At 72.9% G+C, this 19530-nt stretch carries 22 protein-coding genes; 14 read left to right on the forward strand and 8 right to left on the reverse strand.

What is annotated here, in order from left to right:
- The first annotated feature begins 356 nt into the window (after positions 1–356).
- From LHA35_RS25815 to LHA35_RS28830, 3 genes are read left to right on the forward strand one after another with little or no spacing between them, the layout of a single operon-like run.
- Positions 357–1181 carry a HesA/MoeB/ThiF family protein gene (locus tag LHA35_RS25815; protein ID WP_226613858.1) on the forward strand — a complete coding sequence of 275 codons (825 nt, stop codon included), beginning with the start codon at positions 357–359 and terminating at the stop codon, positions 1179–1181.
- On the forward strand, positions 1182–1556 hold the full coding sequence (locus LHA35_RS25820; RefSeq protein WP_226613860.1) for a DsrE family protein: 375 nt from the start codon (positions 1182–1184) through the stop codon (positions 1554–1556).
- 49 nt (positions 1557–1605) lie between these two features.
- Positions 1606–2565 (forward strand): SH3 domain-containing protein, encoded by a 960-nt coding sequence (locus tag LHA35_RS28830; RefSeq protein WP_338050992.1) that lies wholly within the window; start codon positions 1606–1608, stop codon positions 2563–2565.
- Positions 2566–2895: 330 nt separating this feature from the next.
- Here the strand turns inward: LHA35_RS28830 and LHA35_RS25830 are convergent, their stop codons facing one another.
- Together LHA35_RS25830 and LHA35_RS25835 are read right to left on the reverse strand one after the other, a co-directional pair.
- The gene (locus tag LHA35_RS25830) at positions 2896–3489 is read right to left on the reverse strand and encodes a metallophosphoesterase family protein (protein WP_226613862.1); all 594 of its coding nucleotides are present in this window, start codon (positions 3487–3489) and stop codon (positions 2896–2898) included.
- 54 nt (positions 3490–3543) lie between these two features.
- On the reverse strand, positions 3544–3744 hold the full coding sequence (locus tag LHA35_RS25835; RefSeq protein WP_226613864.1) for a hypothetical protein: 201 nt from the start codon (positions 3742–3744) through the stop codon (positions 3544–3546).
- A gap of 185 nt (positions 3745–3929) precedes the next feature.
- On the opposite strand from LHA35_RS25835, the gene LHA35_RS25840 reads away from it, so the two are divergent.
- Positions 3930–4517, forward strand: coding sequence for a hypothetical protein (locus LHA35_RS25840; RefSeq protein ID WP_226613866.1), 588 nt, complete (start codon positions 3930–3932; stop codon positions 4515–4517).
- Between the two features lie 223 nt (positions 4518–4740).
- Here the strand turns inward: LHA35_RS25840 and LHA35_RS25845 are convergent, their stop codons facing one another.
- A complete protein-coding gene (locus LHA35_RS25845; RefSeq protein WP_226613868.1) occupies positions 4741–6084 on the reverse strand; it encodes a hypothetical protein in 1344 nt (447 codons plus the stop codon).
- 274 nt (positions 6085–6358) lie between these two features.
- Here LHA35_RS25845 and LHA35_RS25850 point away from each other — a divergent pair, with 274 nt between their 5' ends.
- From LHA35_RS25850 to cydB, 3 genes are all read left to right on the forward strand, one after another.
- Positions 6359–6625 (forward strand): hypothetical protein, encoded by a 267-nt coding sequence (locus LHA35_RS25850; protein ID WP_226613870.1) that lies wholly within the window; start codon positions 6359–6361, stop codon positions 6623–6625.
- Positions 6626–6766: 141 nt separating this feature from the next.
- Entirely contained in the window at positions 6767–8257 is a 1491-nt protein-coding gene (locus tag LHA35_RS25855) for a cytochrome ubiquinol oxidase subunit I (RefSeq protein ID WP_226613872.1), read from the forward strand.
- Positions 8258–8262: 5 nt separating this feature from the next.
- Positions 8263–9309: a cytochrome d ubiquinol oxidase subunit II gene (gene cydB / locus LHA35_RS25860; RefSeq protein WP_226613873.1), complete on the forward strand. Its 1047-nt coding sequence runs from the start codon at positions 8263–8265 to the stop codon at positions 9307–9309.
- Positions 9310–9664: 355 nt separating this feature from the next.
- On the opposite strand, the gene LHA35_RS25865 is transcribed toward cydB, so the two are convergent.
- Complete coding sequence (locus LHA35_RS25865; RefSeq protein WP_226613874.1) at positions 9665–9955, reverse strand: hypothetical protein; 291 nt, start codon at positions 9953–9955, stop codon at positions 9665–9667.
- Positions 9956–10028: 73 nt separating this feature from the next.
- On the reverse strand, positions 10029–11336 hold the full coding sequence (gene mgtE, locus LHA35_RS25870) for a magnesium transporter (protein ID WP_226613875.1): 1308 nt from the start codon (positions 11334–11336) through the stop codon (positions 10029–10031).
- A 369-nt stretch (positions 11337–11705) separates the two neighbouring features.
- Between mgtE and LHA35_RS25875 the strand changes: the two genes are divergently transcribed.
- Positions 11706–12017, forward strand: a complete 312-nt coding sequence (locus tag LHA35_RS25875; RefSeq protein WP_226613876.1) for a hypothetical protein — start codon at positions 11706–11708, stop codon at positions 12015–12017.
- On the opposite strand, the gene LHA35_RS25880 is transcribed toward LHA35_RS25875, so the two are convergent.
- The gene (locus LHA35_RS25880; protein ID WP_226613877.1) at positions 11981–12790 is read right to left on the reverse strand and encodes an EcsC family protein; all 810 of its coding nucleotides are present in this window, start codon (positions 12788–12790) and stop codon (positions 11981–11983) included. The genes LHA35_RS25875 and LHA35_RS25880 overlap by 37 nt on opposite strands.
- A 221-nt stretch (positions 12791–13011) precedes the next feature.
- Here LHA35_RS25880 and LHA35_RS25885 point away from each other — a divergent pair, with 221 nt between their 5' ends.
- The gene (locus LHA35_RS25885; protein ID WP_226613878.1) at positions 13012–14037 is read left to right on the forward strand and encodes a VOC family protein; all 1026 of its coding nucleotides are present in this window, start codon (positions 13012–13014) and stop codon (positions 14035–14037) included.
- A gap of 63 nt (positions 14038–14100) precedes the next feature.
- Here the strand turns inward: LHA35_RS25885 and hslU are convergent, their stop codons facing one another.
- Positions 14101–15420 (reverse strand): ATP-dependent protease ATPase subunit HslU, encoded by a 1320-nt coding sequence (gene hslU / locus LHA35_RS25890; protein ID WP_338050994.1) that lies wholly within the window; start codon positions 15418–15420, stop codon positions 14101–14103.
- A gap of 10 nt (positions 15421–15430) precedes the next feature.
- A complete protein-coding gene (gene hslV, locus LHA35_RS25895; protein WP_226613881.1) occupies positions 15431–16006 on the reverse strand; it encodes an ATP-dependent protease subunit HslV in 576 nt (191 codons plus the stop codon).
- Between the two features lie 158 nt (positions 16007–16164).
- On the opposite strand from hslV, the gene hisB reads away from it, so the two are divergent.
- The 5 genes from hisB (at position 16165) to hisA (ending at position 19414) form a co-directional block, all read left to right on the forward strand.
- Positions 16165–16767, forward strand: coding sequence for an imidazoleglycerol-phosphate dehydratase HisB (gene hisB / locus LHA35_RS25900; protein WP_226613883.1), 603 nt, complete (start codon positions 16165–16167; stop codon positions 16765–16767).
- Positions 16767–17165 carry a DUF2628 domain-containing protein gene (locus tag LHA35_RS25905; protein WP_226613885.1) on the forward strand — a complete coding sequence of 133 codons (399 nt, stop codon included), beginning with the start codon at positions 16767–16769 and terminating at the stop codon, positions 17163–17165. Before hisB ends, LHA35_RS25905 begins: the two co-directional genes overlap by 1 nt.
- A gap of 32 nt (positions 17166–17197) precedes the next feature.
- Positions 17198–17848 carry an imidazole glycerol phosphate synthase subunit HisH gene (gene hisH / locus LHA35_RS25910; RefSeq protein WP_226613888.1) on the forward strand — a complete coding sequence of 217 codons (651 nt, stop codon included), beginning with the start codon at positions 17198–17200 and terminating at the stop codon, positions 17846–17848.
- 104 nt (positions 17849–17952) lie between these two features.
- Positions 17953–18462, forward strand: coding sequence for a GNAT family N-acetyltransferase (locus LHA35_RS25915; RefSeq protein WP_226613890.1), 510 nt, complete (start codon positions 17953–17955; stop codon positions 18460–18462).
- Positions 18463–18676: 214 nt separating this feature from the next.
- Positions 18677–19414, forward strand: coding sequence for a 1-(5-phosphoribosyl)-5-[(5-phosphoribosylamino)methylideneamino]imidazole-4-carboxamide isomerase (hisA, locus tag LHA35_RS25920; protein WP_456316095.1), 738 nt, complete (start codon positions 18677–18679; stop codon positions 19412–19414).
- The last annotated feature ends 116 nt before the right edge of the window (positions 19415–19530 follow it).

Genomic DNA, 19530 nt, shown 5'->3' on the forward strand with positions numbered 1-19530 from the left:
AGGCCTGCCCACGACGCCACGCCATCGAAGCCTCCAGCCCAAGCTGGACACCTACGAATCACACCACCTCGCGCCGCAGCCAATCACAAGCCGATTCCAGCCAGGGCTACTCGGGTCTAGAGCGGATCGCGGACGGGCGTGAACACCCGGGAGCGTGAATCTGCTCTGCAAACAACGGTCTACAGCGGATTGGCGTTCAGTTCCGAACGCAATCCGCTGTAGAGCAGACCGCGACAGGCCGTGCACGACCGGACGCGCGACTCCGCCCGGAAGGCAGAGAGCGACAGCGGAATGGCGTTCAGTCCTGAACGCGATCCGCTGTAGCCTCCCCGGCCCGGCCGCCCCATATCGTTCCCATGGACCTCGATTTCACCGAAGCCGAACTGCACCGCTATTCCCGCCACATCCTGCTGCAGGATGTCGGCGCCATCGGCCAGGCGAAGCTGCGCGCCGCGCGGGTGCTGATCATCGGCGCCGGCGGGCTTGGCGCGCCGCTCTCGCTCTACCTCGCGGCGGCGGGGGTGGGCACCATCGGCCTGGTGGACCACGATGTGCTGGAACTCTCGAACCTCCAGCGCCAGGTGGTGCACGCCACCGCCCGCATCGGCCGCAACAAGGCCGAAAGCGCGGCGGAGACGCTGACGGGCCTGAACCCCGAGGTCACCGTCGAGGTCCATGCGCGCCGCATGGATGCCGAGGCCGCGCGGGAACTGATCCCGCGCTACGACATCGTCTGCGACGGCACCGACAACTTCCCCACGCGCTTCCTGCTCGGCGATGCCTGCCACCTGCTGGGCCGGCCGCTGGTCTCGGCCGCGGTGCTGCGCTTCGAGGGGCAGCTCTCCACCTACAAGTCGCATCTCGGCGCGCCGCATCCCTGCCACCGCTGCCTGCACCCGGAAATGCCGCCGGAAGGGCTGGTGCCCAGCTGTTCGGAAGCGGGGGTGCTCGGCGCCGTCACCGGGGTGATGGGCACGCTCCAGGCGACCGAGGTGCTGAAGGAGATCCTCGGCATCGGGGAGGGCATGTCGGGCCGCCTGCTGCTCTGGGACGCGCTGGATGCGCGCTTCCGCACCGTGAAGCTGCGGCGCGACCCCGGCTGCGCCCTGTGCGGGGAGGATGCCGCCATCCGCGACCTCTCGGCGCATCGTGAGCCGGCCCCCCTGGTCTGCAGCGCCTAGATGGCCAGGACGCTCGGCATCCTGCTGCTCTCGGGCGACCACGACCGGGCGCATTATGCGCTGGTCATGGCCACGGGCGCGGCGGCGCTGGGGCGGGAGGTGACGCTCTTCGCCACCAATGCCGGCTGCCGGCTCTTCCTCGCCACGGCGCCGCTCGCCGCCGAACCGCGGGAAGCGGCGCTGGCCGCGCGCGGCGTCGCCGGCATCGCCACGCTGCTCGCCGCGGCCGAGGAACTCGGCATCCGCCGCATCGCCTGCGAGGCCGGGCTGCGCGCCGAGGACATCCCCGCGGCCTCGCTTGCCCCCGGAATCGAGGTCGCGGGGGTCGCCACCTTCCTTGCCGCGGTCGGGGATGGCCAGATCGTCACGCTCTGACCCCTGCTGGCGCTTGACCCGGGGGCCGCAGGCTTGGCATGGCAGGGTTGTGACCCGCCCCCTCCGCGCCACGCTACCGCCCCTCCTCCTCCTGCTCGCGTCGCCGGCCCTCGGGCAGACCAGCCTCGGCCAGCCCGGGTCGCTGCCGCCGCCCCGCCCCGCGGCCCCGGCGCCGCAGGCGGCGCCCGCGCCCGCGCAGCAGGCCACGCCGCCGGCTGCGGCGCCACGGTCCTCGGCAACGCCGGCGCCGGCGCGGCCCCAGGCGACCTCGCCGCCGCGGCCGCCTTCCGCGCCGCAGGCCGGCACCCCCGCGGCCCGGCCGCCGGCACCGCCCCAGGCCGGGCCGCCGCCCCGCCCGCCGGCGCCCACCGTCCAACCGCGCCCCGGCACCAGCAATGCCGCGAAGCCGGCCCAGCCCGCCCCGGCCGGCCAGACCGGCAATGCCACGCGCCGCCGGGCCACCGGGGCGGCCGCGGGCGCGGCCGCCGGGGGCGCGGCCGGTGCCGCCGCCCTCGGCGCCACCCGCCAGCCCGAACCGGCTCCGGCCCCCACGCCCGCCCCGCCGCCGAAGCCGGCCATCGGCAGCGCCACCGGCCTGCCGCTGCCGCGCTATGCCGCGCTCGGCTCCAACCAGGTCAACCTGCGGATCGGCCCCGATCTTCGCTACAAGATCGAGTGGACCTACCAGCGCAAGGACCTGCCGGTGCAGATCGTGGAGGAGCACCAGATCTGGCGCCGCATCCGTGACCCGGAGGGGACAGAGGGCTGGGTGCAGCGGCCGCTGCTCACCTCCCGCCGCACCTTCCTGGTGCAGGGGGAGGAACGGGTGCTGCGCCGGCGGCCGGAGGAGGGTGCCGATGCCGTCGCCCGTCTGAAGCCCGGCGTGATCGGCGCCATCCGGAAATGCGAGGCCGAGAGCCCCTGGTGCGAGGCGCGCGTCGGCGATTTCCGCGGCTGGATCAAGCGGTCCGAGGTCTGGGGCGTGGCGTCGGACGAAGCGGTGAACTGATAAGCCTGGCCGCATCGGAAACCGGCGGGCGCTTTCGCCGCAAGCCCAGGCGTGGCGCCGGTCTGCCGCGCGGGGATGACCAGCGGCACGAATGTTCCATGCCTGCCGGGCGCCGCTGCCGGTGCGGTCCACAGCGGATGGGCGTTCAGAACTGGACGCGCACCCGCGGCAGCTCCTCGTTTTTCAAGCGGAGTCACGATTCCGGGCGTTCGCGCCCGTCCGCGATCTGCTCCGGCCAGGCTTTGCGGAGCACACCGCCCAGCAATGGGGGGGGTCGCTCATGGGCTACAGCGGATCGCGTTCAGACCTGAACGCGCATCCGCTGTAGCGTCAACAGCCACTGTGGGGCCGGCGGCCCGGCCGCGCAGGGTTCCTGTCATCCGGCGGGGCGGCCGCGTCCTTCCCGACCGCCGGCGGCGCCGCCCGGCGCCGCGGCCGGGCCAGGATCTCGGCCAGCGTCACCGGCCGGAAGTCCCAGGCATCCACCCCCACATCCACCTGCCGTGGCATGGGCGCCAGCCGGCCATGGCTGTGGCCATGCAGGTTCAGCCAGCCGCGGCCCATGTTGCGCCAGCTGCGGAAGGCGTAGTGGCAGAGCACCAGCCCGACCCCGTCCAGGGTCAGCTCGGCATAGGGCTGCAGGCTGGCCCAGCCGGCCAGGCCGGTGGTCGCCGGCCCGTCATTGTTGCCCGTTACCAGGTGCTTGCGGCCCTGCAGCCGGTCGAGCAGCGCGGCCATCGTGGCGGGGCCGGGCCCGAGGGCGAAGTCGCCGAGGTGCCAGACCTCATCCGCCGGCCCCACCACCGCATTCCACCGCGCCAGCATCGCCGCATCCATCGCCGCGACCGAGTCGAAGGGGCGGCGGTAGAGCGCCCGCGCGCCGGCATGGCCGAAATGCGTGTCGCTGGTGAAGAAGACCGTCATCCCTGCCTCCCCGGGCGGCGCCTTCCGCCCCGCGCCGGGTGGCGCGGCCGCGGCTCAGCCGCTGGTCTTGTGCCCCGGCCGGCCGGCATCCGCCTTGGCGCTGCCGCTGCCGCCGATCTCGCGCTGGTTCCCCTTCTCCTGCGCGCTGGCCGAGGAGCTGCCGGGTCCCGTCGCGGTGCCGCCGGCATTGCTGGTGCCGCCCTGGCCCGAGCCCTTCTCCGCCGCGCGCTGGTCCGCCTTCTTCGCCGTCGTCATCGTCCCTGTCCCTTCCGCTTCGCCGCGCCTGCCCGCCACGCGCGCCGCCACCGGCCCAAGGCGGCGCGGCCGGCGGCGGTTCCAACCGGAAGCGGATGCATCCGGCCCTCTCCCGGAACCGGGTGGCGCGGCGGGGTGTTGGCAGGCCGCCGTCACCGGCACCCGGATCGCAGAGGAAGGCGCGCATGGCCCCGCAGAGCCGACACCACCCTCCCGCCCTGCCCGCGCTGGTGGCGCAGGGCCTCCTCGCCGGCCTGGCGGGCGTCGCCGCCATGACGCTGGCGGAGAAGCTGGAGCAGGCGGTCACGGGGCGGCCCAATTCCTACGTCCCGGCGCATACGCTCGAACGCCTGCTCGGCCTGCCGCGGCGGCCGGACCGGGATCGCCTGGGGCTGAACTGGGCCATGCACTGGGGCCAGGGCGTCCTGCTGGGCCTGGTGCGGGCCGTGATGGCGCAGCGCGGGATCCGCGGCCCGATGGGCTCCTTCCTCTTCCTCAATCTCCGGCTGCTCAACGACCAGAGCTTTGAGAATGCGACCGGCGTCGGCGCCCCGCCCTGGACCTGGCCGGCGGGGGAGCAGGCCGTCGACCTGCTGCACAAGGCGGTCTACGCCTTCGTCGCCGGCGAGGTCGCGGACCGGCTCGTCGCGCCCGGCCGGCACGCGACGGGTGATATCCGGCGCGGCACGCCCGGCGCCGGGGCCCGCGCCCGCCACCTCGCGGCCGGCAGCGATGTCGGGCGCGGGGAAACCGGCCTGCTCGGCCGGGCCTGACCGGCGCCTGCGCGCAGTCACGGAGGCGGACCGGGTTCCCGCCCGGCCTGCCCCCTGCGGCCGGAGCCCCTGGCCAGATGGTGCGGGGCTGCCAGCCTTACCAAGGGCCCGGAATGCGTGACCGCATCCTGGCAAGAGCGCCGCAGTTGCGGCGGGCGGCAGAAGCCGCCTCAGCACAGGCTGCCGCCTGCGCTGCAAGGGTCACCCATCACGGCCTCCAGCCTCAACCGGGGCGGCCGGTGCAGCCCGCATAGGTCTGCCCGACCAGCAGCGAGGTGGCGAAGGAGATCGGCTGCCGCGGCGCCTCGCCCGTCCGGGCGCTGCGCTGCATCTCCTCCCACTTGCAGGCGAAGGCGGTCGGGCGGTGGCGGAACTGCTCGGCGCGCCTGCCCTCCAGCTCCGTGTAGTGCACCGGCCTCTGCCAGTCCTGCGGGGTGGCCACCAGCAGCAGGACGCAGGCGCCGAGGATGACGGCGCCGAGGCCGAGCGCCCGGAGCAGCAGGGGCGGCAGGGGCAGCACCAGCAGCAGGATCAGCAGGGCGGGCAGCATCAGCCGCTCCCCCGGATTCACCACGTTCAGCGCCAGGTCGGGCAGCAGGGAGAAGGCGCCGAGCAGCACCGCCCCGGCGGCGAGCGGCGCCCAGGGCAGGCGGCGGGCACGGATGGCCTCCCGCAGCCCGAGCAGCAGGGCGAGGGCGAGCCCGGCGGCGAAGAGCAGGTTCATCACCGCCCCGGCCCAGTAGAGCGCGGGCCGGAAGGCGAGGTCGCCGCCCTCGGCGAAGACGAAATTGTGGTACGGGCCGAGCTTCGCGAGGGTGTAGAGCTTGTAGGCCAGGAAGGCCGCGAGGCCGCCGCTGCCCTGCGGCTCGGTCGCGTCGCCCCCGGCGCCGGCCGCCACATACCACAGGGTGAGCCCGGCGGCGGGCAGCAGGCCGAGCACGGTCGCCCGCAGGCGCCGCTCCAGCAGCGCCGTCAGGCCGAGCAGGATGCCGAAGGCGGCGAAGACCATGGCATGGGTGAAGAACAGCGCCAGGCTGAAGGCCAGGATCGTGCCGGCGCGCCCCTGCTGTTCCTTCTCCAGCAGGAACCAGGCGCCCAGGATCAGCATGCCGAGCTGGAAATTGGCATAGCCGTTCCAGAAGCCGGCATTGAAGAAGAGGGCGGTGAGCAGCAGCGCGGCGAAGGCGCCGGGCGCCCGGGGCTGGAAGCGACGGCCGAGCGCGAGCGCGAGCAGCAGCGCGCCGAGGACGAGGCCGAGCAGGAAGAGCTTCGCCGCGATCGCCGGCGGCATCGCCAGCGACAGCAGGCCGAGCAGGAGCTGGACGGAGCTGTTCGGGATGGGGGCGGTGGCCAGCCGGAGATCGCCGACCGGCAGCCCCTGGAACAGCCGCGCCAGCAGGTGCCCCTGATAGGCCCATTCCGAGAAATCCTGCAGCGGCGGATAGGGCGCGAGCAGGAGGCCGGCTGCGACCAGCGCCGAGAGCAGGAGGCAGAGCGCGGTCCAGGGCAGGCCCGCCTGGCCGGCGGCCGCCGGGGCGTGCGGCAGGGCGGTCTGGGCCGTGCTCATGCCGGCCGGTGCGGGAAGCGGGCCATTGTTAGCCTCCGGAAGTCTCTCCGTTTTGCGGGCGGATTGCCGTTCTGGCCACTGACATGCGCTTGACAGGGAATCCGGCCTGTACAGCCGGGCGGCATCGCGGCTAGGCTGGGCCCATGTCGTCCGTCGCTTTCGGTTCCTTCGCGCGAATTACCGGCCCGGCTGCCTGAGCCGCGTCGCCTGGGGCGGCGCGTGCCGCGCTGCCGGGTTCCTCCCTGCCCCTCGCGCCCGAACCGGAGCCTTCCCGATGACCGACCTCGTTCCTGCCCGTTTCCTCGTGACCGCCGATGCCTCGCCCGGCCTGTTGCCGCGGCTGCTGCAGCCGCTCGCCAAGCGCGACCTGATGGCGGATGCCGTGCATGCCGTGCGCGAAGGCGATGTGGTCCATGCCGAGTTCGTGTTGGAGGCGATGCCGGCGGAGATGGTGCATCTCGTCGCCGGCAATATGGGCCAGGTGATCGGCGTGCAGGCCGTGCGGGTGGAACAGGCCTCGCGGCTGCGCGCCGTGGCCTGATGACTCCGGGCGACAGCCACATTCGGGGGTGCCGGGTAGCGGCGACGTGACTGCGATCCGGCGCCGAAGCGGTGGCGCCGGGCGCGCGTGGTCGCGAAGGTCGCGCAGCCCGCCGGCTTGTGGCCGGGCCAGGAGTTGCCGATGCTCTGGGATGCCTTTCCCAGCGCGCTCGACCTTGCGCGCTTCCAGTTCGCCTTCACCGTCACCTTCCACTTCCTCTTCCCCGCCTTCACCATCGGTCTCGCCAGCTATCTCGCGGTGCTGGAAGGGCTGTGGCTCTGGACCGGGCGCGAGAAGTATCTCGACCTCTTCCGCTACTGGCTGAAGGTCTTCGCCGTGAACTTCGCCATGGGCGTCGTCTCCGGCATCGTCCTCTCCTACCAATTCGGGACCAATTGGTCGGTCTGGTCGGACCGCACCGGGCCGGTGCTGGGGCCGCTGATCGCCTATGAGGTACTGACGGCCTTCTTCCTGGAAGCCGGCTTCCTCGGCGTCATGCTGTTCGGCCTCGGGCGGGTCGGGCGCGGGTTGCACTTCACCGCGACCCTGCTGGTCGCGATCGGCACGCTGATCTCGGGCTTCTGGATCCTCTCGGCCAATTCCTGGATGCAGACGCCGGCGGGCTTCTCCATCGGGCCGGACGGGCAATTTTTGCCGGAGGATTGGTGGGCGATCATCTTCAATCCTTCCTTCCCCTTCCGCTACCTGCACACCATCACCGGCGCCTATCTGACCACCGCGATGATCGTCGGCGCGGTCGGCGCCTGGCACATCCTGCGGGACCGGTCGAACGAGCGGGCGCGGGTGATGTTCAGCATGGCCATGTGGATGGCGGCCGCCGTCGCGCCGGCCCAGGCCTTCTTCGGCGACATGCAGGGCCTCTGGGCGCTGCACTACCAGCCGCAGAAGGTCGCCGCGATGGAGGGGCACTGGGAGACGCAGCGCGGCGCGCCGCTGATCCTCTTCGGCATCCCGGACATGGCGCGGGAGGAGACGCGGCTGCGCATCGAGATCCCGAAGCTCGGCAGCATCATCCTGGTGCACGACCCGGATGGCGAGGTGCGCGGGCTGAAGGATTTCCCCAAGGACCAGCGGCCGACCAACGTGCCCCTGGTCTTCTGGTCCTTCCGCATCATGGTGGCGATGGGCCTGCTGATGATCGCGCTCGGCACCGTCTCGCTCTGGCTGCGCTGGCGGGGCACGCTGTACGATCGCGCATGGTTCCTGCGCTGGGCGGTGGCGATGGGGCCCTCCGGCCTGATCGCCGTCACCTTCGGCTGGTACGTGACGGAAGCCGGGCGGCAGCCCTACACCGTCTATGGCCTGATGCGCACGGCCGAGAGCGCGAGCCCGATCGAGGCGCCGGCGGTGCTCACCTCCCTCGCGCTGTTCATGACGGTGTACTTCATCGTCTTCGGCGCGGGGCTCTGGTACCTCTTCCGCCTGTTCCGCCACCCGCCCGGGCCGCATGAGACAGGGGCGGAGACCGAGCCGCCGATCCGCACCGCCGGCATCACGCCGGGGCCCCAGATCGCGCCCGACCGCGCGCGCGACGCGCGGCCGCAGCCGGCGGAGCGCCGCGACGGAGGCGGGCCGGACGGCCCGCCGCTGCCGGCCGGCGCGGCGGAGTGACGCCGATGAGCGCGGAAACCATCGCCACCATCTGGGCCTTCCTGATCGCCACGGCCGTCTTCCTCTATGTCTGCATGGACGGCTTCGACCTCGGCGTCGGAATCCTGTTTCCCTGGATCCGCGGGAAGGATGACCGCGACCTCTCGGTCAACACCGTGGCGCCGGTCTGGGACGGCAACGAGACCTGGCTGATCCTCGGCGGCGGCGGGCTCTTCGGGGTCTTCCCGCTGGCCTACGCCACCATCATGCCGGCGCTCTACATGCCGATCATCGTCATGCTGCTGGCGCTGATCTTCCGCGGCGTGGCCTTCGAGATGCGCTTCCGTGCCGCGACGCCGGGGCAGTTGCTGTGGTGGGACCGCGCCTTCTCCGGCGGCAGCTATGTCGCGACCGCCTGCCAGGGCATCGCGCTCGGCGCGCTGGTGCAGGGCATCGCGGTCGAGGGACGCAGCTATGCCGGGGGCTGGTGGGACTGGCTCTCGCCCTTCTCGGTGCTGACCGGCGCCGCGCTGCTGGCCGGCTACGGGATGCTCGGCGCCTGCTGGCTGGTCTGGAAGACCGAGGGCGAGCTGCAGGACCAGGTGCGCGCGCTGGCGGGGCGGCTGACCTGGCTGACGCTCGGCTTCATGGCCCTGGTCAGCGCGATCGTGCCCTTCCTGCTGCCGCAGTTCCGGGAGCGCTGGTTCGATTTCCCGGTGATCCTCACGGCGCTGCCGGTGCCCGTGCTGGTGGTGGTGCTGGCCTGGCGGCTGTTCCGCGGGCTTGGGGAGGCAGGGCACAACCCGGAGAACCGCCGCATGGTCTGGCGGGACGGCATTCCCTTCGCCTGCGCCCTCGGCCTGTTCTTCCTGGCCTATACGGGCCTCGGCATCTCCATGTGGCCGATGATCGTGCCGCCCGACATCACCATCTGGGAGGCCGCGGCGCCGCGCGATTCGCAGCTTTTCATGCTGGTGGGCGCGGTGGTGCTGATCCCGGTCATCCTGGCCTACACCGCCTATGTCTACTGGCTGTTCCGCGGCAAGATCAAAGCCGGGGAGGGCTATCACTGATACCGCTCCGCATCAGTCCTGACCTGCAGCCGCCGGGGGCGTCTTCCATGGGCACCGGGGGCGCCGCGCCGGGTGGCGCGTCGCCAGGCCGCAGAGCGGCGCCGGCGACTGAGGCCGCAGGAACGCGTCGGCCGTCATGCGGCCTACAGCGGATTGCGTTCAGAACTGAACGCCCATCCGCTGTAGCTCCTTGTTTTCCGAGCAGATTCACGCCTTCGGTCGTTCACGGCCTCCGGCGATCTGCTCTAGCGTGAGCATGCCGCGCCGGCTGCTGTGGTTCGTGGCGCTCTGGGCGGCCGGGGTCGGCGCGGTCGGGCTGCTGGCCTTCCTGCTGCGGGCGGCGATGCGGCTGTGATCAGCCGCGCGACCTCTCCGCATCCCGGCGGACGAATTTGAAGAAGCGGCTCTCCTTGCCCTCGGCCGTCCTGTCCTGATGCAGGAAGGCGAGCTGCCGGTCCTCGAAGGTCTGGAAGAAGGTGTCCCAGTCGATCGGCTGGAGCTTGTCGTCCGGCTCGGCGAAGTCGATGCGCAGCAGGCCCTCGCCATCCTTGCCCTCGGTGCCCTTGACCACGGTGGGCCGGCCGCCCCGGGCCTCCACCCATGTGCGGATCTCGTCGTGGTTGGTGGTCGTCTTCGCCTCGGCCATGGCCTGCCTCCTCCGGGGCGCGGTGCCCTGCGGCGGTAACGAGGGCAGGTCGCGGGTGTTCCGGGGCCGGGCCTCAGCCGCCCGGCATCGGCAGCAGGGCCGCGGCCATGGTGAAGTAGATCAGCACCCCCGCGACATCGGCGATCGAGGTCACCAGCGGCGCGCTGGCGGAGGCAGGGTCCAGCCGCAGCCGGTCGAGCAGGAAGGGCAGCGACAGCCCGACCAGGCTGCCGGCCAGCACCACCAGCACCATGGTCAGCGCCACGACCAGGGCGATCTCCGGCCCGCCCCGCCACAAACCGATGGCCGAGACCGCGACCGCCATGGTCAGCCCGAGCGCCAGCGCCACCAGCACCTCCCGCCCCAGCAGCCGGCCCCAGTCGGACAGCCCGACCTCCCCGGTCGCCAGCGCCCGCACCGTCAGCGTCGCGGCCTGGGAGCCAGCATTGCCGGCGCTCGCGATCAGCAGCGGCAGGAAGAAGACGAGCGAGAGATGCGCGGCTATCGTCTCCTCGAAGGCGGCGATGCCGGCGCCCGAGAGGATGTTGGCGAAGACCAGCGCCACCAGCCAGCCCGCCCGCTTGCGGTAGAGCAGCGCCACGCCGGCCGCGCGCAGCCCCGCCTCCAGGCCGCCGGTGCCGCCGGCCTTCTGGAAATCCTCCGTCGCCTCGGCCTCCGCCACGTCCATGGCGTCGTCGGCGGTGACGATGCCGACCATGGCCTCCCCGCCATTGATCACCGGCACCGCCGGCAGGTCGTAGCGCGCGACCACGCGCGCCGCCTGCTCCGCCGGCGCCGTGGCATGGACGCAGGGCGGGTCGGTGCGCATCAGGTCGGCGACGCGCCGGTCCGCGGCCGCGAGCACCAGATCCTCCAGCGTCACGGTGCCGAGCAGCCGGCGCTGGGGCGAGAGCACATAGGCGACCTGGATGGTCTCCTTCGAGGCGGCCTGGCCGCGCAGCGCCTCGATCGCCTGGCGCGCCGTGAGGTCGGGGCGCAGCACGGCATATTCGCTCGTCATCACCGCGCCGGCGGTGCCCGGCGGGTAGGCCGCCAGCCGGCGGATGTCCTCGCGCTCCGCCGCCGCCAGGGCGGGGCCGAGCGCCTCGCGCGCCGCCTCCGGCAGCCGCGCCCAGAGATCGGCGCGCTCATCGGCATCCATGGCGGTGACGAGCTCGGCGAGTGCCCGCGGCGGCGCGATGGCGGCCAGCCCGGTCTGGGTCTCCGGCGCGAGATAGCCGAAGGTCTCGGCCCGGCGCGCCAGCGGCAGCGCGGCCAGCACCTCCCAGGCGGCGGGGGCCGGGCGCAGTTCGAGCAGCGCGGCGAGGTCGGCCGGGTGCAGGGTCGCGGCTGCCTCCGGCGGCAGCATGGTCGTGGTCATCGCCGTCTCCATCCGGTCGGGGCGCCGCAGCGCCGCGCCGGGCGGAGGCGGCCGGATCGTCAGGCGATCGGCGCGCGCGGGGCCCGGCGCCGCGCGGCGGCGCGGCGTTGGTGATGCGTGCGGCTACTTCCGCTCGCCTCGTCCATCAGGGTCTCCAGGACAACTCGGGGGGCGCGCGGCCCTGCCGGGGCGCGCGCGACGCCCTTTGGCCCGCCGCGGCGGGGCAGGTCAAGCGGCAGTTGGGTGACGCGCCGGGCCCGGACGGCGCCCGCGCGCCCGGACAGGGCTGCGCCAGAACCCCCCTCAGGCCACCATGTTGTTCCTGACGGCCGGAGGAAGCTCTGCGCCGGGCGGGGAGGACTGCGCGGGATGACGCTGCGGATCACGGGCGCGATGGTTTCCGTTCTCATCGCCGTGGCGGCGGTCGCGGCGGTTGCCTTCGTGGTGGATGCGCTCGAGCTCGAGCGCGACCCGGCGGGAATCGCGCTGATCGTGCTGGCCGGCCTGGGCGGCATCGCCTTCCTGGCCCGGCGGCTGTGGCGGCGGAGGCGCCGGCCGCCGGCGGCCGGCGGCCTGACTCCCGGCGCCGGGCCGGGCTGCAGCGTCCGCCAAGGGGTCGGGGCCAGCCCCGCCCGCCACCGGGGTCAGGCGACGGCCGGGCGCTCCCGCAGCCGCTCATAGGCGGCGCGGACCAGGGCGGGGCCGTGCCGGCGCTCCAGCCGGCGGACGGTGAAATGCGCCCGGGCGATGGCGCGGAAATGCTCGAGGAAGGCGAGGTTCACCGCCACCCCGCCGGCCGCCCCCACCACCGGCGCCGCCTGGGCCGAGAGCTTGAAGGCGACCGGCCCGCCGAAGCGCGCCGCGACGGCGCCGAGCAGGCCCGGCAGGAAGGCCGCGAGGCCCCGGCCGACCGCGCCCTGCACCGCCTCGGCCAGGGCGAGGCGCAGCGCGAAATAGCCGCTCTCGGCCTCGTCATCCTCCGGGCTGCGGCCGCCGAGGGCGAAGACCTTCAGGCATTCCGCCTGCACGGCGGGGTCGGACAGGTCCTCCCCCTGCTCGGCCGCGATCGCTGCCACCTGGCGCAGCAGCAGGGTGGTGGAGACCGGCAGCTCCATCAGCGTGCCAGGCAAGCCGAGCGCCCCGCCGGCCGCGCCGGAAGCGGCGAGCAGGCCGCGATGCAGCCAATCGGTGGGCAGGCGCGTCGGGTTGCGGCCGGGATCGCTGAGCAGGGCGGCGCGCATCGCGGCCGTCAGCGCCCGGCGGACGGCGCCGTCGAGGCCGCGCTGGGCGATCTCCGGCAGGCGGCGCTTCAGCGCCTCGACCGAGCCGCCGACCAGCGCGGCGAGGCGGACGGGGAGCGAACTGCCCTCCAGCACCACCACCGCCGCGTCGAGCTCGGCAAGGGCGGCATCGGGCAGGGTGGGGGCAGGGAGGCTGCGGTCGGTCTGGCTCATGGTGAGAGGGTGAACCCTGGGGTGAGCGGCGGGTTCGCAAGGGGAGGGTGACAGGGCGGAGCATAACCGCGCGCGGGCGGAGAACGAAGCCGCGCCTCCGACAGGGTTTCACGGCACCGTCAAATTGATGGCGGCATCCATAATTGCCGATCACGCCGGCCCTTGCCTAGCGTGGCCACCAAGGCTGCGGCGCAGCAGCCATGGACAAGGGGAGGCGGCGGATGACGGTCCAGGCACTCGGCTATCTGGGGCTTGGCGCGGCCAGGCTCGACGACTGGTCCGGCTTCGCCACCGGCCGGCTCGGCATGCAGGCGGTGGATCGCGGCGGCGCCCTGCGCGCCTTCCGCATGGATGACCGCAAGCAGCGCCTCATCATCCATGGCGACCGGCCGGAGGGCGAGGCGGTGCTGGGCTGGGAGGTGGCGGATGCCGCCGCGCTGGATGCCCTGGCGGCGCGGCTGGAGGCGGCCGGTACCGCCGTCCGGCAGGAGAGCCGCGCCGCCGCCGACCAGCGCTGCGTCGCCGGGCTGATCTCCTTCCAGGATCCCGCCGGCAACCGGGTGGAGGCCTGCCATGGCGCACAGGTGGCGGACGCGCCCTTCCGGCCCGGGCGGGACATCGCGGGCTTCCGCGCCGGCCCGCTGGGGATGGGCCACATGCTGCTGATGGTGCCGCAGCTCGACCCGGTGCTGGCCTTCTACCGCGACCTGCTGGGCTTCCGGGTCAGCGACTACATGCGCGCGCCGGTGAAGGCGTATTTCCTGCACGTCAACGCCCGGCACCACAGCCTGGCGCTGGTGGAGGGCCCGGCGCGGCTGGCGCACCACCTGATGCTCGAGCTCTATTCCTTCGACGATGTCGGCCAGGGCTATGACCTGGCGCTCCGCGAGCCGGGCAGTGTCGCGGCGACGCTCGGGCGGCACCCGAACGACCTCATGACCTCCTTCTACATGCGCAGCCCCTCGCCCCTGCTGGTCGAGTATGGCTGGGGCGGGCGGGAGGTGGACGACGCCACCTGGCAGCCGGCCGAGATGACCAGCCTCGGCAGCTTCTGGGGCCATCAGGGGCTGTTCGACAGCCTGGGCGACGGGCCGCCGCCCGGGGATGCGCCGCCGCCCCTGCCGCCGCAGCCGGTCCGCCGGGCGCCGCTGCATGTGATGGAGGGCAACTACCAGCGGATGAGCGACGTCTGCCCCTGGTGGGACGCGATGGGCGCGGGGCAGGGGGCGGCGCGGCCGGGCGCCTGAGCACGGCCAGGGGGTCACCCCACGGCGCGTTCCGGCCGGAACGCGCCGCACCGCGGGCAGCCCCTACAGGATGTAGCGGCTCAGATCCGCGCTGCTGGCCAGCGGCGCCACCTTCTCCTGCACATAGGCCGCGTCCACCGGCACCCGCTCGCCCGGGCGGTCGCTGGCGGTGAAGCTGATCTCCTCCAGCAGCCGCTCCAGCACCGTCGCCAGGCGCCGGGCGCCGATATTCTCGACCCGGGCGTTGATGTCGGCCGCAAGGTCGGCGATCGCGTCCACCGCATCCGATCCGATATCGAGCGTCACGCCCTCCGTCCCCAGCAGCGCCACATACTGCTTGATGAGCGAGTGCTCGGGCTCGGTCAGGATCCGCCGCATGTCGTCCCGGGTCAGGGCCGCGAGCTCCACCCGGATCGGCAGCCGCCCCTGCAGTTCCGGCAGCAGGTCGGAAGGCTTGGAGAGGTGGAAGGCGCCCGAGGCGATGAAGAGGATGTGGTCGGTCTTCACCGGGCCATGCTTGGTAGTGACCGTCGTGCCCTCGATCAGCGGCAGCAGGTCGCGCTGCACGCCCTCGCGGCTCACATCACCGCCGCGCACGCCGTTGTCGGAACCACGGGCAATCTTGTCGATCTCGTCGAGGAAGACGATGCCGTTGTTCTCGGTATTGGCGACCGCGATGCGCGTCAGCTCCTCCTGGTCCACCAGCTTGTCGGCCTCGTCCTTCAGCAGGACCTGCCGGGCATCGGCGACCGTCATCTTGCGCGGCTTGGTGCGGCCGCCGAACATCTTGCCGAGCATCTCCTGCATGTTCTGCATCTGGATGCCCTGGTTGCCCGGCAGGTCGATCATGCCGATCGGCAGCCCGCCGCCCTGGTCGGCGACCTGCACCTCGATCTCGCGCTGCTCCAGCTGGCCCTCGCGCAGCATGCGGCGGAACTTCATCCGCGTCTCGCCCGAGGCGCCCTCGCCCACCAGCGCCGTCACCAGCCGCTCCTCGGCCGCCAGCTCCGCCTTGGCCTGGACCGACTTGCGGGACTGCTCCCGGGTCTGGGTGATGGAGACCTCGACCAGGTCGCGGATGATGCTCTCGACATCGCGGCCGACATAGCCGACCTCGGTGAACTTGGTCGCCTCCACCTTGAGGAAGGGGGCATTGGCCAGCTTCGCCAGGCGGCGGGCGATCTCGGTCTTGCCGCAGCCGGTCGGGCCGATCATCAGGATGTTCTTCGGCACCACCTCCTCGCGGAGCCCGTCCGGCAGCTGCTGCCGGCGCCAGCGGTTGCGGAGCGCGATGGCGACGGCGCGCTTCGCGTCCTTCTGGCCGACGATGTAGCGGTCGAGCTCGGAGACGATCTCGCGCGGCGAGAGGTTCACGGCTTCCACGGGCATGCTCCTACGCCGCTTCCAGGGTCTCGAGGGTGATGTTGCCGTTGGTGTAGACGCAGATGTCGCCGGCAATCTTCATGGCGCGGCGGCAGATCTCCTCGGCCGAGAGCCCGTCCACCGCCAGCAGGGCACGCGCCGCGGCCAGGGCGTAATTGCCGCCCGAGCCGATGCCGATGATGGCGTCCTCCGGCTCCAGCACGTCGCCCTGGCCGGTCAGCAGCAGGGAACGACGGCCATCGGCCACGGCCAGCAGCGCCTCCAGCCGGCGCAGGTAGCGGTCGCTCCGCCAGTCCTTGGCGAGCTCGACGCAGGCGCGCTCGAGCTGGTCGGGGAAGCGCTCCAGCTTGGCCTCCAGCCGTTCCAGCAGGGTGAAGGCGTCCGCCGTGGCGCCGGCGAAGCCGGCCAGCACACGGCCATTGGCGATGCGGCGGACCTTCCGGGCATTGCCCTTGACCACGGTCTGGCCGAGCGAGACCTGGCCGTCGCCGGCCATGGCGACGAGGCCGCCCTTGCGGACCGAGAGGATGGTGGTGCCGTGCCAGCCCGCGAGGTCCGGCTGGGCTTGGGAGGAATGCGCAGACATGCGCCCGCATGTGGGCCTTTCCGGGGCCGGGGGCAACGGGAGGGGCCGAACGGGCTATTCCGCCTGCCCCGGCCAGCCGCCTCCGAACCTGTCGCGCAAGGATGGCAGGCCGCCACAACCCGTTGCGACCCCCCGCCCCGGGGCGTAGGAAGGCGCCGATGACCGCCGCCCGCACCGCCACCATCGCCCGCACCACGGCCGAGACCGACATCCGCGCCACCCTCGCTCTCGACGGCACGGGGCAGGTGCGGGTCGCGACCGGCATCGGCTTCCTCGACCACATGCTGACGGCGCTCGGCCGCCATGCCCTGTTCGACCTGACCGTCGAGGCCAAGGGCGACCTGCACATCGACTTCCACCACACCACGGAGGATGTCGGCATCGTGCTCGGCCAGGCGCTCCGGAAGGCGCTCGGCGACAAGCGCGGCATCCGCCGCTACGGCCATTCCCTGCTGCCGATGGACGAGGCGCTGGCCGAGGCCGCGGTGGACATCTCCGGCCGGCCCTTCCTCGCCTGGTCCGTCCCCTTCGCCCGCGACAAGGTGGGGGAGATGGACACCGAATTGTTCGAGGAGTTCTTCCGCGCCTTCGCCTTCAACGCCGGCATCACCCTGCATGTGGCCTTGAAGGCGGGCACCAACGCGCACCATGTCGCGGAGGCCTGCTTCAAGGCGTTGGCCCGTTCCCTTCGCATGGCGGTGGAGACGGACCCGCGCTCCCCTGATGCGGTGCCCTCCACGAAGGGGGTCCTGGAAGGCTGATGCGCATCTGGACCGTCCATTTGCCGCGCGGGGCCGAGAGCCCGGCGCGGGAGCCGAACGCGACCGCCCGACCGCCCGTCCTGGTGCGGGAGGGCTTCTCCTGGTGGGCCTTCTTCCTCGCCCTGCCCTGGCTTCTGGTGCACCGGCTCTGGCTGGAGGCGGCGGCCTATCTCGGCCTCGTCCTGCTGCTGGCCGCCCTGGTGCCGGAGGCGGCGGCGCTGCCCGCCGCCCTCGCCCTGCAATTCCTGCTCGGCGCGCATGCCCAGGACCTGCGCCGCGCCGCCCTCGCCCGCCGTGGCCGGCCGGCCGCGCATGTGGTCGCCGCGCCGGATGAGGACATGGCGCTGGCCCGGCTGATCGAGGCGCGGCCCGACCTCGCCCGGGCGGTGCTGGCATGAGCATGGCGCCGGCCCCGGGCGCCGGGGGCGCGATGCGCATCGCCGTGGTCGATCCCGGCTCGGGCAACCTCGCCTCGGTGCTCCGCGCGCTCGACCGCGCCGCCGCCGATTCCGGCATCCCCATCGCCGCCGCGGTCACCCGCGACGCGGCCGATGTGCTGGCGGCCGATCGCCTGGTCCTGCCCGGCCAGGGCGCCTTCGCCGCCTGCATGCGCGGCCTCACCGCGCTCCCCGGCATGGTCGCGGCGCTGGAGCGGCGCGTCGCCGCCGGCACCCCGCTTCTGGGCATCTGTGTCGGCATGCAGATCCTGGCGGAGCGCGGGCTGGAGCACGGCGTAACCCCCGGCCTCGGCTGGATCAGGGGGGAGATGGCGCCGATGGCCCCGAAGGGACCGGATGGCGCCCCGCTGCCCCTGCCGCAGATGGGCTGGAACACGCTCGATTTCATCGCGGGCCGGCATCCGCTCCTCGCGGGAATTGCACCGGGCGAACACGCCTATTTCGTGCATTCCTACGCATTGAGCGGCTATGGTCCGGAGCAGGTGCTGGCGACCACCGACTATGGCGGCCCGGTCGTCGCCATCGTCGGGCGCGGCAATGTCGCCGGCACGCAATTCCATGTGGAGAAGAGCGCCTCGGTGGGCCTGCGCATCCTCGCCAACTTCCTCCGGTGGGCGCCATGAGCGCCCCGAAGGAGCCTCCCGCCCTCGCCGGCTTCGTGGAGGCCAGGACGCCGCACCGGCCGGAGCTCTCGGTCGAGCGGGTCACCGAGCTCGACGACCATGACATGGCCGAGCTCTGCGAAGCGACGGACGCCGCCATCATCGAGGGCGGCGGCTTCGGCTGGATCGAGCCGCAGGGCCGTGCCGCGCTGCAGCGGCATTTCCGCGGCGTCATGCTGGTGCCCGAACGCGAGCTGTTCATCGCCCGGCTGGACGGCCTGGTGGTGGGCAGCGCCCAGCTCGTGCGCCCGCCCCGCAACAACGAGGCGCAGGCCTTCGGCGCCACCCTGACCCACGCCTATATCGCGCCCTATGCCCGCGGTCATGGCCTGGCGCGGCTGATGATCCGGCGGGTGGAGGAGCGCGCGGCCTCGCTCGGGCACCGGGTCGTGAACCTCGATGTGCGGGAGACGCAGACAACCGCCATCGCGCTGTTCGAGACGCTCGGCTATGAGCGCTGGGGAACCCATCCCGCCTATGCGCGGGTCAACGGGCGGACCGTCGCCGGGCATTTCTATTACAAGCTGCTCGAGCCCGGCCGTGGCCGCAGCACCGGGCAGGTGATGGGCCGCTAGAGCGGATCGGCACGGGGCGGAAACGCCCTGGCGCATGGCCCCGCTCTGCGGACAGCAGGCGGGGGTGTTGCCACGCGAGCCAACCGGCGTGGCAGCGCCCCGGGGGGACAGGCCGCCGCGGGGTGGCGCGGCCTTGCCCCGACAGCAACGGCCAGTGGCGCGCAGCCGAAGGGCGCCACAGCCTGGCGCATTTCGGCTTCGGGACACTGGCCACATGGCATTGACGCTTTATCCCGCCATCGATCTCAAGGGCGGGCAGGTGGTTCGCCTCAAGCGCGGCGACATGACGAAAGCCACCGTCTATTCCTCCGAGCCGGGGGCGCAGGCCCGGCGCTTCGCCGCGCTCGGCTTTCCCTGGCTGCATGTGGTGGACCTGGATGGTGCCTTCGCCGGCCGTCCGGCCAATGCCGCGGCGGTCGAGACCATCCTGGCGGCCATCCCGGGCGTGCCGGTGCAGCTCGGCGGCGGCATCCGCAACATGGCGACGGTGGAGGCCTGGCTGGAGCGCGGGGTGCGGCGGGTGATCCTCGGCTCGGCCGCGGTGAAGGACCCGGATTTCGCCTTCGCCGCCTGCCGCGCCTGGCCCGGCCGCGTCGCGGTCGGCATCGATGCCCGCGGCGGGCTGGTCGCGACCGAGGGGTGGGCGGAGGTGAGCACGGTGCAGGCCGCCGACCTCGCCAAGCGCTTCGAGGATGCCGGCGCGGCCGCCATCATCTACACCGATATCGACCGGGACGGGATGCTGGGCGGCGTGAACCTGGAGGCGACGCTCGCCCTTGCGCGCGCGGTGCGGCTGCCGGTCATCGCCTCGGGCGGCGTCGCCTCGCTCAACGACCTCGCGGCGCTCTCGGGCGTGACTTCCGAGGGGATCGAGGGGGTGATCATCGGCCGGGCGCTCTATGACGGCCGGCTCGACCCGGCGGCGGCGCTGGCGCTGGTGGCCGCGCGCTAGACCCGAGTAGCCCTGGCTGGAATCGGCTTGTGATTGGCTGCGGCGCGAGGTGGTGTGATTCGTAGGTGTCCAGCTTGGGCTGGAGGCTTCGATGGCGTGGCGTCGTGGGCAGGCCT

Origin of the sequence: Roseicella aerolata (assembly GCF_020523605.1) — a bacterium.
Lineage (GTDB): Bacteria > Pseudomonadota > Alphaproteobacteria > Acetobacterales > Acetobacteraceae > Paracraurococcus > Paracraurococcus aerolatus.